The organism is Pseudoalteromonas shioyasakiensis, assembly GCF_024518675.1.
In the GTDB taxonomy this organism is placed as follows: domain Bacteria; phylum Pseudomonadota; class Gammaproteobacteria; order Enterobacterales; family Alteromonadaceae; genus Pseudoalteromonas; species Pseudoalteromonas shioyasakiensis_B.
The window spans coordinates 249,299-264,026 of the sequence record NZ_JANIGL010000001.1 but is presented as its reverse complement, the minus strand read 5'-3'; the positions used below and the strand labels follow the sequence as shown (position 1 = coordinate 264,026).

The 14,728-nt window shown below is 39.5% G+C and carries 14 protein-coding genes and 5 tRNA genes; 1 reads left to right on the top strand and 18 read right to left on the bottom strand.

The window, feature by feature from the left end:
• Nucleotides 1-36 precede the first annotated feature (36 nt).
• The 3 genes from NQT69_RS01145 to nhaD all read right to left on the bottom strand — a co-directional run bounded on the left by NQT69_RS01145 (nt 37) and on the right by nhaD (nt 3,006).
• On the bottom strand, nt 37-459 hold the full coding sequence (locus NQT69_RS01145) for an MAPEG family protein (protein WP_256826711.1): 423 nt from the start codon (nt 457-459) through the stop codon (nt 37-39).
• A gap of 135 nt (nt 460-594) precedes the next feature.
• On the bottom strand, nt 595-1,482 hold the full coding sequence (locus NQT69_RS01140) for an alpha/beta hydrolase (RefSeq protein WP_256825881.1): 888 nt from the start codon (nt 1,480-1,482) through the stop codon (nt 595-597).
• Nucleotides 1,483-1,635: 153 nt separating this feature from the next.
• Nucleotides 1,636-3,006: a sodium:proton antiporter NhaD gene (gene nhaD, locus NQT69_RS01135; protein ID WP_256826710.1), complete on the bottom strand. Its 1,371-nt coding sequence runs from the start codon at nt 3,004-3,006 to the stop codon at nt 1,636-1,638.
• Between the two features lie 353 nt (nt 3,007-3,359).
• On the opposite strand from nhaD, the gene NQT69_RS01130 reads away from it, so the two are divergent.
• Nucleotides 3,360-4,562, top strand: a complete 1,203-nt coding sequence (locus NQT69_RS01130) for an Nramp family divalent metal transporter (protein ID WP_256825880.1) — start codon at nt 3,360-3,362, stop codon at nt 4,560-4,562.
• A gap of 186 nt (nt 4,563-4,748) precedes the next feature.
• On the opposite strand, the gene nadA is transcribed toward NQT69_RS01130, so the two are convergent.
• The 15 genes from nadA to ruvC form a co-directional block, all read right to left on the bottom strand.
• On the bottom strand, nt 4,749-5,789 hold the full coding sequence (gene nadA / locus NQT69_RS01125) for a quinolinate synthase NadA (protein ID WP_256825879.1): 1,041 nt from the start codon (nt 5,787-5,789) through the stop codon (nt 4,749-4,751).
• A gap of 122 nt (nt 5,790-5,911) precedes the next feature.
• Nucleotides 5,912-5,987, bottom strand: a tRNA-Lys gene (locus NQT69_RS01120).
• 57 nt (nt 5,988-6,044) lie between these two features.
• A tRNA-Lys gene (locus tag NQT69_RS01115) sits at nt 6,045-6,120 on the bottom strand.
• 57 nt (nt 6,121-6,177) lie between these two features.
• Nucleotides 6,178-6,253, bottom strand: a tRNA-Lys gene (locus tag NQT69_RS01110).
• A gap of 57 nt (nt 6,254-6,310) precedes the next feature.
• Nucleotides 6,311-6,386 (bottom strand) — tRNA-Lys (locus tag NQT69_RS01105).
• Nucleotides 6,387-6,478: 92 nt separating this feature from the next.
• A tRNA-Lys gene (locus NQT69_RS01100) sits at nt 6,479-6,554 on the bottom strand.
• A gap of 168 nt (nt 6,555-6,722) precedes the next feature.
• Nucleotides 6,723-7,475, bottom strand: a complete 753-nt coding sequence (ybgF, locus tag NQT69_RS01095) for a tol-pal system protein YbgF (protein WP_256825878.1) — start codon at nt 7,473-7,475, stop codon at nt 6,723-6,725.
• A 13-nt stretch (nt 7,476-7,488) separates the two neighbouring features.
• A complete protein-coding gene (gene pal, locus NQT69_RS01090; protein WP_256825877.1) occupies nt 7,489-8,031 on the bottom strand; it encodes a peptidoglycan-associated lipoprotein Pal in 543 nt (180 codons plus the stop codon).
• Nucleotides 8,032-8,065: 34 nt separating this feature from the next.
• Nucleotides 8,066-9,424 (bottom strand): Tol-Pal system beta propeller repeat protein TolB, encoded by a 1,359-nt coding sequence (tolB, locus tag NQT69_RS01085; protein WP_256825876.1) that lies wholly within the window; start codon nt 9,422-9,424, stop codon nt 8,066-8,068.
• 9 nt (nt 9,425-9,433) lie between these two features.
• Nucleotides 9,434-10,363 (bottom strand): cell envelope integrity protein TolA, encoded by a 930-nt coding sequence (gene tolA / locus NQT69_RS01080; protein WP_256825875.1) that lies wholly within the window; start codon nt 10,361-10,363, stop codon nt 9,434-9,436.
• 1 nt (nt 10,364) lies between these two features.
• On the bottom strand, nt 10,365-10,799 hold the full coding sequence (gene tolR / locus NQT69_RS01075) for a protein TolR (protein WP_256825874.1): 435 nt from the start codon (nt 10,797-10,799) through the stop codon (nt 10,365-10,367).
• Nucleotides 10,786-11,487, bottom strand: a complete 702-nt coding sequence (gene tolQ / locus NQT69_RS01070) for a protein TolQ (protein WP_256825873.1) — start codon at nt 11,485-11,487, stop codon at nt 10,786-10,788. Before tolQ ends, tolR begins: the two co-directional genes overlap by 14 nt.
• A 992-nt stretch (nt 11,488-12,479) precedes the next feature.
• Complete coding sequence (gene ruvB / locus NQT69_RS01065; RefSeq protein ID WP_256825872.1) at nt 12,480-13,490, bottom strand: Holliday junction branch migration DNA helicase RuvB; 1,011 nt, start codon at nt 13,488-13,490, stop codon at nt 12,480-12,482.
• Nucleotides 13,491-13,497: 7 nt separating this feature from the next.
• Nucleotides 13,498-14,118, bottom strand: coding sequence for a Holliday junction branch migration protein RuvA (ruvA, locus tag NQT69_RS01060; RefSeq protein WP_256825871.1), 621 nt, complete (start codon nt 14,116-14,118; stop codon nt 13,498-13,500).
• A 2-nt stretch (nt 14,119-14,120) separates the two neighbouring features.
• A complete protein-coding gene (ruvC, locus tag NQT69_RS01055; protein ID WP_256825870.1) occupies nt 14,121-14,645 on the bottom strand; it encodes a crossover junction endodeoxyribonuclease RuvC in 525 nt (174 codons plus the stop codon).
• Nucleotides 14,646-14,728: the final 83 nt, after the last annotated feature.

The window sequence follows — 14,728 nt, the reverse complement described above, 5'->3', positions numbered from 1 at the left end:
ACGTAAAAACCGTTTGCTGCTCATACTTTTACACTTTTAATATGCAGCTAAACGTAACCCTAATAAAACTAACATCACTACATTAGCCCCTACCCCTGCTAAAAAGAAGTAACTACGTGGACTTGGATTTTTTTCTGTCGCGATCGCGTAATACAGCACCATATGAATTAAACGAGCAATCACATAAACCCAAATACAAATTGCAAATACCGCACTGTGGTAGCCAATTATAAATGAAAATAAAACGGTTCCTAAAAATAACGCACTGTTTTCAAGTGTGTTTTGAAATGTACGGTGCGCTCTGAAAACAAAGCTTTCATGGCTTAAATTGGTGTCAATTTTTCCAGGTACTGCATTTTTTTGGCTCGCTTTACTAGAGCTCGCAACCGCCCACTGCGTGAACACTATAAGTAAATATAGATATAGGGCAAAATAGGCAGATAAAGCAAGTTCAGTCATCATTGTTCCTTTTATTGTCTAGATGTCTTGCAGGTGCATAAATTGCGCCGCATATAACCTATTGAATAAAAGTAAGTTTTAAAACCGTTCATACAGCAAGTCTGTAAAAAAAGCCGAATACCTATAAAAACTACATTAATGTAAGTCATGATTTTTTTGAGCGTTCGTAAACTCAGAGTATGCTGTTAATGCTTTTGGCACAGACATAATGGGGTTTTCATTGTGACCAGCCCCTTCACTATAACTAAACTGCCATGTAAGCCCATGCAACTTATGCTGCTCAAGCGCTGTCAATAACCCTTTGAATGAGCTTGTGATAATAGGGTTTTCATTTGCACCTAAACTCAAATATAAGAATTTCCCTTCACCATTAATAGTCCGCAGAGCCTTTTTAAACTCAGTCACCACAATGGAATCGTCATACCAAGCAGCCGGGCTAAATACAAAGTATCCAGTGAATAGCTCTGGCTTTGTACTTAAGGTATACAGTGTAAAACTGCCCCCAGCTGAAAAACCAGATAATATACGGTTGTTATTTAATAGGTAGTTAGATTCAAGGTATGGTAGTAGCTCTTGTTCAATAAATGCTAAGAATTTATCGGCACGACCAAAAATAGTAGGATTATTTTGTGATTCAGGACGCGCATCAATATTTACATTTTTACGCGCATATGGCGGCACTAAATCTCGGTTACGCGTGTCGCTCCAAAACTGATTAGGGATAGCAACTAAAATAGACTCTTCAACAACCCCTTGCTGGGCATACTCAGTTAACGTGTTGTGCCAACGAGAAAGGTTAAAATTACCATCTGTTTTAATAATTAAGGGGTAGGCTTTATTCGCGTCATACTTTGCTGGTAAGCGAATAAATACTTTGCGGTCTTCCTTTAAAAACGTTGAATATATAGTACGGTCATCAAATTTTGATATGTAATTATTAATATAGGCTTTAGCGGTATATGCGACAGCGATAAGTACAACGACCGAAATAAAAGCCACTGCGGCAACTTTTTTCACTTTCATAATAAACTCATTGTTAGATTATAATTACCAATCTAAATTAATAGCTTTGTTTATAAAAGCGCTACGCCTTTTTAAAATGTAAGCAAACATGTTGTAACGTTAATAAGCAAAGAAGCAGTGAACTTCTTTGCTTATTAACAAGTTATGATTTATTTAAAAAAGTGATGCATTTAACCACAAGTGCAACATGATACTCGCAGCATAACCAAGTGCAATAACAGGTGCCCATTTCAAGTGGCCAAAAAATGTATAGTACCCTCTGGCCTGCCCCATTAGAGCAACACCTGCCGCAGACCCTATTGATAATAAGCTACCGCCAACACCTGCGGTTAAGGTGATCAGTAACCATTGACCATGTGACATATCTGGTTGCATAGATAACACAGCAAACATCACTGGGATATTATCAATCACAGCAGAAATAACCCCTAAAAAGATATTAGCCGATGTTGCAGACCAATTACCATAGAGCATCTCAGACATCAGATTTAAATAACCTAAAAACCCTAAACCACCAACACACATAACAATGCCATAAAAAAACAACAAAGTGTCCCACTCGGCCCGTGATACTTTACTAAATACATCAAACGGCACCACGCTACCGAGCTTGGCCAAACGATCATTATCTCCTATTTGTTCTGCATGGGCCTTTTTACGGGCTAAAGAGCCTGGCAACGTCATTCTCAAGAAATAGCCAAAAAACTGCAGGTATCCTAAGCCCATCATCATGCCTAATACCGGTGGTAAATGTAAAAAGCTATGACAAGCAACAGCTGTGGCTATGGTTAATAAAAACAGTGTTAAAATTCGCAGTGCGCCCCTTTTTAGTTCTATTTCTTCATAGACCGCTGAAGGCTGTTTATCTTCAACATAAAAGCTCATAATTGCCGCAGGTACTAAATAGTTCGCTAAAGACGGTAAAAATAACACTAAAAACTCGTTAAAATGAACGAGCCCAGCTTGCCATACCATTAAAGTGGTAATATCACCAAATGGGCTAAATGCACCGCCAGCATTGGCTGCAATAACAATATTAATACAACTTAGATTAATAAATGGCTTATCACCTTCTGCCACTTTCATTACTACTGCACACATTAACAATGCCGTTGTTAAGTTATCTGCTATTGGTGAAATAAAAAACGCTAAAAACCCTGTTATCCAGAAAAGGTTTTTGTAATTAAACCCTTTTTGAATCATCCAAGATCTTAATGCATCAAATACGCGTCTCTCTTCTAGTGCATTGATATAAGTCATTGCCACCAACAAAAACAACATCAGCTCAGCAAATTCCAATAAATTATGCCTAAATGCAGACTCTGTTATACCAGGCATATCATTATTGACATAATAGGCACCAATCAGAATCCAAATCAGTCCCGCAGCAACCAATACTGGTTTTGATTTTCGTAAATGGAGTTTTTCTTCTAACATAACAACTGTATAGGCTATACAGAATATAAAAATACAGAGTAGCCCGACTGCTGACGTTGTTAAATTTAATGATGCCTCACTCGCCATTGCTGGGGAGCAAAAGAGTAGTAAGATTAAGCTATATAAATTGAAGCCTCTTGGTAAGTTTTTCACACGGTACGTCCTGTTTAATTTAAAAACGGTCATTTTATAACGGTTAATTCAGTTTTAATTATTATGGGTGAGGGGTTGTTATAAAAAAGTTGACGTAAGTTACCATAATTTAACGTTAAGGCAATAATACTCAAGTCTAAACAGGTATTATAAAAAGCTATTTTAAATACTAAAAAGTAATGATTAATCACGCTAGCTAATAAAGTTTATTGTTGCACTTTTAACAGTGTGGTTTTACTTGTAAGCTGTAACCCACTGACGAATATCAAACTTATATAGGGTTACTTATGCGATTAGGTCCGGGTCTACTTGTCACCGCCGCTTTTATTGGGCCAGGCACTATTACCAGTGCCAGTTTAGCAGGAGCAAACTTTGGCTTTACACTGATCTGGACACTATTATTTTCGGTTATTGCAACCATACTTTTGCAATCCATGGCTGCGCGTCTTGGTGTTGCTACAGGTTTAGATTTGGCACAAGCACTACGCACTCATATACACACCCCTTTGTTTAAGAAGCTGGCAGCAGTTTTAGTTATCAGCGCCATTGGAGTTGGCAGTGCCGCATATGAGGCGGGAAATTTAAGTGGTGCATCTATGGGGTTAGTTGAGATCTTCCCACGCGTTCACACCCAACTTTGGACTCCATTTATTGCCATTTTTAGTGCCGTTTTACTCTATAGTGGTAAACATAAGGTCGTTGAGTCTGCGCTTATCGTGTTGGTTATTTTAATGAGCTTAGTATTTATTTCCACATTAGTTATGGCAGCCCCCCCGGTTATGCAGGTATTAGAAGGGTTTATCCCACGTATTCCTACCGGTTCTATGACTACAGTACTTGCATTAATAGGCACTACCATAGTGCCATATAACCTATTCTTACATTCTGGGGTGCTTGCTGCACAACATGATAAAAATAGAGATAAAGCCACTATTATCAAACAAACTAACCTAGATACGGGTTTATCCATTACTTTAGGTGGAGTAATCACGTTAGCAATTCTCTCAACTGCCTCGGTTGCTTTTTATGGCACTGATGCTGGCAAAATCAGTGCAGCCAATATGGCAACACAATTAGAACCCTTACTTGGGAATTCTGCACATTACTTTTTTGCTATTGGGTTATTTGCCGCAGGGTTAACCAGCGCTATCACAGCCCCACTGGCGGGTGCTTATGCCGTTTGTGGCATGCTAGGCTGGTCAAATAATATGAATAACACACGATTTAAACTGGTTGCCGTTACTATTTTGGTCTTTGGTGCAGCTGTCGCATCATTTAACTTAGACCCTATTGCAGTCATCATTTTTGCACAAGCGGCTAATGGCTTATTACTACCAATCGTAACCACCTATCTTGTGTGGTTAGTCAATCAAGAGACTGTAATGGGTGGTTACACCAACTCAAAGCGAGTAAACCTACTCACTGTGCCGGTGCTATCTCTGATTTATGCTCTTAGTTGTTATAAACTTTTTAGCTTAATGTTCACTTAGCAACTAAAAACCTACATTGCAAAAATAATTAGATATTACTATCAGACGGCTTAAGCTACTCTTAGTAAAATTTATATAGATTATGGAGAAATAAGAAGAATAAAATTGATCTATGATTTAAACTTTAAGGCTGTTAACTTTTAAATTAACAGCCTTTTGTTAATGTTGTATATAGTATCCGCTACATTAACGCTGTAATGAGGCTGAAAAATCAAGCATGCGATTAAGCGACTTGAGAGCGCCTTCACGAAGGCTCATATCTACAAACACTTCTTTACCTGATGCATCAAGTAATGCTTCCTCAATTGCCTTGAGGCCGTTCATGGCCATCCACGGACAATGAGCGCAGCTTTTACAAGTTGCACCTTCACCTGCTGTTGGTGCGGCTACAAATTCTTTATCTGGGCACAGCTGCTGCATTTTATAAAAAATACCGCGATCAGTGGCCACTATAAACTTCTGGTTACCCATTGTTTGCGCCGCTTTGATCAACTGACTTGTTGAGCCAACTGCATCAGCTAAAGCAACTATTTCAGCGGGTGACTCTGGGTGAACCAATACGCCAGCATCTGGATAGAGAGCTTTCATATCTTTTAGCGCTTTGGTTTTGAACTCATCATGTACAATACACGCACCATCCCACATGATCATGTCAGCACCTGTATTCTTTTGAATATAAGCGCCAAGGTGCTTATCAGGGCCCCAGATGATCTTTTCACCCATTTCATCAAGGTGTTCAACAATTTCAAGGGCACACGATGAGGTAACAATCCAATCTGCACGCGCTTTAACAGCAGTAGATGTATTCGCATACACTACAACCTTGCGATCTGGGTGTTGATCACAAAACGCTGAAAAGTCATCTATAGGACAACCAATATCAAGTGAGCAAGTTGCTTCAAGGGTTGGCATAACCACGGTTTTATTGGGCGTTAGGATCTTCGCTGTCTCCCCCATAAAACGAACTCCAGCAACAATGATCATATCTGCATCATGCTTTGCGCCAAACCGTGCCATTTCTAAAGAATCAGCAACACAACCGCCAGTCTCTTCAGCAAGCGCTTGAATTTCAGGATCAGTATAATAGTGGGCAACTAGGACCGCATTTTTATCTATTAGTAACTGTTTTATACGTGCCTTGTATTGGGCTTGCTCATCCACATTTAATGGAGCAGGCTTCGGAGGGAAAATATATCCTTCAGGCATAATAGTTTGAGCTAAACTCATTTCTCGACCACTTAAATCTACAGTGCATTTATGGGGCGAATTATACGAGAATATAAAACTAAATAACAGTAGTCGTTACGAACTCAGAGGGAATAAAATAGATAATTAAGTGATATCAAGAATGGTGGGTCATGATGGACTTGAACCATCGACCAATGGATTAAAAGTCCACTGCTCTACCAACTGAGCTAATGACCCGCTCTGATTGTGCATGTTGCACTGCGTGAATCCGCCGATTGAAACCATTCAAAAGAATGGTGGGTCATGATGGACTTGAACCATCGACCAATGGATTAAAAGTCCACTGCTCTACCAACTGAGCTAATGACCCGCTCTGGTTGTGCATATTGCACTGCGTGAATCCGCCGATTGAAACCATTCATAAGAATGGTGGGTCATGATGGACTTGAACCATCGACCAATGGATTAAAAGTCCACTGCTCTACCAACTGAGCTAATGACCCGCTCTGGTTGCGCATATCGCACTGCGTGAATCCGCCGATTAAAACCATTCATATGAATGGTGGGTCATGATGGACTTGAACCATCGACCAATGGATTAAAAGTCCACTGCTCTACCAACTGAGCTAATGACCCGCTCTTGCGTTACAAGTTAATGTAACTCAACATAATACGTGAATCCGCCGATTTAAGACCATTCAATTGTTAACATAAAGCCAACTAAAAAATGGTGGGTCATGATGGACTTGAACCATCGACCAATGGATTAAAAGTCCACTGCTCTACCAACTGAGCTAATGACCCGCTCTTTTTTCCGCAATTTGAGTGGTTGAACCATTCGTTTGCTGCGGGCGCTTATAATACTTATTTAAAAAATGAGTGCAACAGAAAATGTCTCTTTTTTTAAGTTTTTATGTCTAGTTGAGCAATTTTAGACCGCTTATGACAAAAAGCAGTCTAATCAGGCTCATTCTACATTTTTGCTAAGCGTTCTGTGGCCAATTTTGCAGCGGTTGTACTTGGGTACTGGTTAATAAGTTCATTCAAGGTTTTTGTCGCTTGTTCTGCTAAACCTTGCTCTTGTAACAAAGTACCTAGCTTTAACATTGCATCAGGGCGCTTATTAGAGTTAGGAAACTCATTAACAACTGCAGTAAAATGTTCAGACGCTTTTACGGGATCATTTTTAATGGTCAGTAACTGCCCTAACCAATAATGTGCATTAGAGGCATACACTGACTCAGGGTAAGTAGTTAAAAATGTTTGAAATTCAGGAATAGCTTGATCATAACGCTTATCCTTCATTATCAATGCCACAGCGCGCTCATAGGCTTCGTTCTCTGATAAGTCAGAGCTTATAGCCTGTGATGATGCCTGTTCAGTATAAACTGGCTGAGCGCTCTGGCTCGGTTGCGAGTATGCTTGGCTAACACGATTCTCAATTTCTTGATATAGCTCGCGTTGACGCTGAAGTACTTTTTCAAGTTTATAGCTTTGTTCTTCGGTGATACCACGAACTTGGCTTACTTCATCTTGCAGTACATTAAGCTGTTGTTGTAATTCAACTTGTAATAGATTTCGCGACTGCATCATATTTTCTAATGCAGCTAATCGTTTCTCAATGCTCGATTGTGAACTTGCAGCTTCTGAAACAGGAGCGGGAGCAGCCCAAACTTGGGTGCTCCCGCTCAATATCATGGCTGCCAAAATAATTTTCGGCTTCATAATGTCTCTAATCTTAGTAAACAAGTACCGCACGGCGGTTTTTAGCGAAAGCTGATTCAGTACGTGACTTAACCATTGGCTTCTCTTCACCATAGCTAACCACTGACATTTGACTAGCTGAAACACCTAAACTTTGTAAGTATTTTTCTACGGCTTGTCCACGATTCTCACCTAGTGCAATATTATACTCTGGTGTACCACGTTCATCTGCATGACCTTCAATCAATACTTTAACTGATGGGTTCTGAACTAAAAACTCAGCATGCGCGCGTAATAGCTCACCGTATTGACCTTGAATTGTTGCTGTATCAAAGCCAAAGTAAATGATTTGTTCTTGACGCAAAGCTTCATACTTTTCACGAAGCTCTTCTTGCGCTTGCTGTTCAGGAGTTAATGTTGCAACTTCAACAGTATCATTTTGCGTAGTTTGTTCAACAGTTCCTTGGTTTGATTGATTTGCAGCGCCTTCATCCAAATCTGAAGATGAGCTACAAGCCGCTAGAGTCATTACTGGCACAGCGATTAACAGGCCTTTTAGTATTTTATTAAGTTGCATGAGTAGATTCCTATATTTAGTAAACTAGCAATTATTATTGCAAGTATGGCGACCATGCTGGTGCCTTTACTTGTCCGTTAAGCACAGGTAAGCGTGCTTTAAAGCGACCGTCCATTGATACCAGCGCCAGTACCTGTTTATTATTATGAAGCGTGCTATAAATAATCATCGAGCCATTTGGTGCTATACTCGGTGATTCATCCAAACGCGTTCGTGTTAAAACTTGAAACGCGCCACTAGCCAGCTCTTTTTTAGCAAGATGGTACTGCCCATTGGTGCGATTTACCATCACTAATTCTTTACCATCTGGTGTAATTGAACCTGCAAGGTTCATGTCACCATCGAATGTCATTCGTTGTGACCTACCAGTTTTTAAATTTAACTTATAAATCTGAGCATTACCACCCCTTTCCGAGGTAAACAGAATATCTTTTCCATTTGGGTGCCAAGAAGGTTCAGTATCTATACTACGGTGATTTGTCAGGCGAGTTTCTTTACGCGTTTGCATATCTAACATATACACTTCTGTTGCACCATTTCTATCTTTTGATAATACTAATAATAGCTTTGTTCCATCAGGAGAGAATTGTGGTGCGCCATTGATACCTTGGTGGCTGGTAATTAATTCTCGTTTGCCAGAATACAAATCTTGAATATAAATTTGGCTTTGGCGATTTTCAAACGTAACGTAAGCAAGCTTAGTTCCATCCGGTGACCATGCCGGTGACATTAATGGTTCTTTTGAACGTAACAATACTTGCTCATTAAAACCATCGTAATCAGCAACCACAAGTTGATATGGCTTGGGATCGGCATCTCGTACTATGACATAAGCAATTTTAGTTAAAAATGCACCGCGCTCGCCCGTCAGTTTTTCATAAACCACATCACTAATACGATGAGCATAACGTCTAAAACCAGACTCAGAAATCACACTTTCGCGAGCTTCTTGTATGTGAGCCTGACTTTTTATTAATTTACCATTGCTCATCATTTGTGTTTCGCCGCCTGTGATTTGGCCGCGAATAACATCAACTAGTTCATAGCTCACTAAATAGCGGCCGTCCGTTTGTTGCTCAACATTTCCGACTAATATCGCTTCTACACCTAAATTGACCCAAGCTGCATAATCAATATCACTGTCTTTGCTCGGTAATTGTGGCATATCATTAATGCTAATAGGCTTAAATTTACCGCTGCGCATTAAGTCCGCAGCAATCACTTCATTGAGTTTTTGCGGTATTGGACCTACTCCCTTGTATTGAAAAGGCACGATAGCAATAGGACGCGCGCCATCAATGCCTTCTGTAATGACAATTTCAAGTGCGGCATTAACCACACTTGTATAGCCAATAACTAAAATTAAACAAACTGCTTTTAACTGGTTGAACATACCATTCCTTTAAAATTGTGGCTTAATTGTTAAGTTAATATTTTTTAATTGCTCAAAAACGTCTTTATCTTTTGATACAGGTAAAGTATCTGCCATGCGAACCGCACGCAATGCTGCTTCACAAACCAGCTTATCACCACCTAACGACTTCACCTGTGTCACGAGCCCATTAAAACCTAAGCGAATATTCACGCGACATTGTTGATTTTTCATTTTCTCATCAATCAACAAATTTTGCTGAATACGTGCCATAATCAAGGCTTTATATTTATCAACTTCAGAAACGACCTGTTGTTGACGTACTTTATTACGTGCTGCTTGCTCTTTGGCTAACTGTTCTTGTAGCATTTGCTCCTGCAATGCTTTTTGTCTTGCTTGCTCAGCAGCTTCAGCACGTTTTTTTGCCTCTAACTCTTGGCGTTTGCGTTCTTCTTCGGCCTTTTTGAGCGCATCTTCTTCAGCTTTACGCTTATCAGCCGCTGCTTTAGCAGCTTGCTCTGCTTCTTGCTTTTGTTTTTCGGCTTGCTGCGCTTTAGCTCGCTCTTTTTGTTCAATTTCCCGTGCTTTTTTAGCTTGAGCTTGTGCTTGGGCGGTTTCTTTTTCTTTCGCTCTGCGTTCTTGCTCTAATTTTTTGATTTGTCTTGCTTCTGCTTCACGCTGCTTACGTGCATCAGACGCTCGACGCTCTAGATCACGAATACGTTTATCTTCAGCACGTTTTTTTTCATTTTCTTTGCGTTTTAGCTCTGCAACTTTTTGTTCAACCATTTTTTGATCGACCGTTACAGCAGCCACAGCATTTTCAGCCTCTGGCATGGATTTAGAATTTAACGTCACTTCTAACACTTTTGGACTTGGCGTATGAAAGTTCGCCGTGCCAAATAATACACCTATAATTGCAAGATGTAACAATACTGACTTTACTACTGAAGCACCCATATTAGCCTTTACTTCCTTCAAATGATTCTGTCATTAAACCAACAGAAGGAACGCCAGCATTTTTTAAAAAATCCATCAATAATAAGACTTCTTGATACGATACTTTTCCTGAACCTTTAATCATGACTGGTGTTTCTGGGTCTTTCATTAATTGTAATTTAATAACTGCAGCAACATCGAGAGCTTCCATCGGTTCTTCGGGATCGGTACCAATACTGACATAATATTTACCTGCTGAGTCTATTGACGCAATAATAGGCGGTGTATCTTTTGTATCTACTAAATCAGACTCTTCCATTTTAGGCAAATCAACTTTTACACCATGGGTGATCAAAGGTGCTGTTGCCATAAATATAATCAGTAGAACCAACATAACATCAATGTAAGGAACTACGTTTATCTCTGCAACAGGACGACGCTTCTTACGCTGATACATTCGCTTTTGCCTCTATTTGTGTAGCTGCTTGACGGTGTAAGATATTTGCAAACTCTTCCATAAAGTTAATGTAATTTGATTCAAGCTTTTCAACATTGTTAGCAAAGCGGTTGTAAGCAATTACCGCAGGAATTGCCGCAAATAAACCCATTGCAGTAGCGATCAGAGCTTCTGCGATACCTGGCGCAACCATTTGTAATGTCGCCTGCTTAACTTCACCTAGGGCAATAAAGGCATTCATAATCCCCCATACCGTACCAAACAAGCCGATGTACGGGCTAATTGATCCTACCGTTGCAAGAAACGATAAGCTTGATTCTAATTTTTCGACTTCACGAGATAACGCAACACGCATTGAACGATGAGTGCCTTCCATAACTATACTGGCACTTTGAAATGAGTTTTTTTTGTGGCGTGCAAACTCTTTAAAACCTGCCACAAACAATGCTTCAATACCCGTGACGCTGTTACGGGATGAAATTTCATTGTAAAGCTTACTTAAATCTATGCCTGACCAAAACTTTTGCTCAAAACGCTTAGCATTTTCAGACGCATTAGAAATAGCTTTTTTGCGCTGAAAAATAATTGCCCATGACATAATAGACATGCCCACTAACGCAAGCATAACTAATTGTACCAATACACTTGCTTCGAGGATTAAATCTACAAAATTAATTCCTGATCCCACAATAAACTCCCAATTCAATTTCTTGTTAAAGTCGTACTTTTATAAAAGTGCGACTATGACCAATAAAATAGCCAATAGTTCTCGTTAGTGTATCTACTGCGCAGTAAACTGACAACGTCCTTGCTACGAATTAGCAGCAAAAAACGTTAAAAAACCAACTGAACGCCTTTTTATTGTGCAACTAACATAAAATAATTGGCCACGATGAAACAACAACATTCAAAAACATCAATCTAAGTCGATTATTTATCAAGTTAAACCCACTAAAACAGCTCGTTTATTCACTATAAGTGCATAAACAATCAAAAAGCCAACAACACAAAAAGCATGTAAAAAATAAACTAATCTATAACATTTAACCAGATCGAATTTAAAACACATAATAACAACAACTTATTTAAAATAAATAAAATTAATGAACAAAAAGAAAACAGAATAAATTTTTTAGCTATTAGTATTTCTTATCCGAAAATTAAATTTTTCTAGTTTGAACAAAACATCGTTTTTACGTATTATTCTCTCATACCGAGCTAGCCCACTAATAGCAAATGCTATTATGCCAGTTCTTAGCAATATGATTTCTGATTTTCCTATTGCTGCGCCTAAAGTACTCATGATAAAACATGATAATTTTAGGCCGTATACCCTGGATTATTTCCTTCAACTTGTTGTTTACCCGCATCCTTATGCGGGTTTTTTTTTGCCTAAAAAACAGAAGAAACATACGATAGAGGTTATTAGCTTAACAGCATGTGAATTTTTGCTGGCAGGTCCGAAATATAAGTCACATAGGGCTGATTGAGGATAAGTTGTAATCAACTAGCCATAAACGAATGGAAGTTGTTAATACACAGCTTTATTGCCATAAAACTGGTACATGCCATTAAGCAGGAAAATTCAGCCTTGTATGAATTAACTACCAATGTACGTGCCTGACAAACAGAAACAATCCTTTAAAAGCAACCACGCACATAACGACAGTTCATTTGAGTCTAATCAGTATTTTTTGGTTGCAGGCCAAAATGATGGTAAGCGTTGTCAGATACGATGCGGCCTCGTGGAGTACGCTGGATAAAGCCTTGTTGAATTAGAAAAGGCTCTATAACGTCTTCGATTGTCTCTTTTTCTTCACCAATGGCAGCTGCAAGGTTATCAAGTCCGACCGGTCCACCCATAAATTTTTCAATGATGGCGAGTAGGTATTTACGGTCCATGTAATCAAAACCACTTTTATCAACATCAATCATATTAAGTGCCAGCTCTGCTACATCAGCGTTTACAGTGCCGTCTGATTTAACTTGTGTGTAATCACGTACACGTCTTAATAATCTATTGGCAATACGCGGCGTACCCCGGGAACGTTTAGCAATTTCAGTCGCTCCATCTTCACACATTTCTAAATTTAAATAATGGGCAGAACGGCCCACAATCGTTGATAAGTCAGCAACTGAATAAAACTCTAAGCGCTGGACAATACCAAATCTATCACGTAGCGGTGATGTTAACGACCCAGCTCGTGTAGTTGCACCTATTAGTGTAAATGCTGGTAAATCTAATTTTATTGAGCGTGCCGCGGGCCCTTCACCAATCATCAAGTCAAGTTGGTAATCCTCCATCGCGGGATAAAGAATTTCTTCAACTTGTGGACTTAATCGGTGAATTTCGTCAATAAACAGTACATCACCTTCTTCAAGGTTAGTTAGCAGCGCGGCTAAGTCTCCTGCTTTTTCAAGCACAGGACCTGATGTGGTTTTAATATTTACATTAAGTTCATTGGCGACAATATTAGCTAACGTGGTTTTACCAAGCCCTGGTGGGCCAAATATTAGTAAATGATCAAGTGCTTCACCTCGGCTGCGTGCCGCTTCTATAAATATTTCCATTTGCTGTTTAACATGTGGCTGACCAGTGTAATCAGCCAGTAGTTTTGGCCTTATGGCGCGATCAACAACATCTTCATTACTTTGCTCGCTTGCGTCTATGAGACGATCCGCTTCAATCATGGTTTACTCACAACATTGATTTTAGAGATTCTTTAATTAGATTCTCTGTAGACATACCCGGCTTACCAACGGCTTTAACTGTTTTTTGTGCCTGAGCCAGTTTATAGCCTAAAGAGACGAGTGCAGATACCGCATCGTCTGATGCATTATTTGCCACCAAGGTGTCATTAGCCACCGGTTCAATAACGGCATTATCGCTAAATGGAGTGAATAAGTCATTACCCCAATCTTTGAGTCTGTCTTTCATTTCAAGTACAAGGCGCTCTGCGGTTTTCTTACCCACTCCGGGTAATTTTACTAAGCTGGTTGCATCTTCATTATTTACACAACTGACAAACTGTTGTGCCGACATGCCAGATAAAATTGCAAGCCCAAGCTTTGGCCCTACACCATTTGCTTTTAGTAACTCGCGAAACAACGCTCGCTCTACCTTGTTATTAAAGCCAAACAATAGTTGCGCATCTTCTCTTACTACAAAGTGTGTATATACAACTGCGTTTTCACCAACATTCGGTAAATCATAAAAGCAAGTCATAGGCATATTTACTTCGTACCCAACACCGCTGACTTCAATAAGTATTTCTGGTGCTTGTTTTTCAACTAACACACCGTTTAAGCGACCGATCATATTTATTTCCTTAATCTTCCTCTAACGGTTTTTGATGCACTGCCCGCTAGTTTAATTAAATTTTGTTCTGAGTGTGCATGGCAAATAGCAATAGCCAACGCATCAGCGGCATCAGCTTGGGGAGTACCAGGTAAGTTTAAAATATTTTTAACCATCTGCTGAACTTGAGATTTATCAGCTCCGCCGTGCCCTACAACTGCTTGCTTTATCTGCCGCGCCGAATACTCAAACACTGGTAGCTCAGCCATTGATGCTCCCACAATGGCTGCGCCTCTTGCTTGCCCAAGCTTTAATGCTGAATCTGGGTTGTGGGCCATAAATACTTTTTCAATTGCAAATGTGGTTGGCGAAAACTGCTCTATCAGTTGGCTAACACCTTGGTAAATCATTTTTAAGCGTATTGGAAATTCATGTTCAGCTAATTTAATACAGCCACTACCTAAATAGTTAAATTTAGCGCCTTGATGCTCAATAACACCGTAACCCGTTAATCGAGAGCCGGGATCGATCCCTAAAATAATAGCCAAACGCTAACCTACACCTATAAATCGTTAATATGGCAATAATGCCAGAGCACTGTATAAATTACCAGTGCATTATTGACTTTATA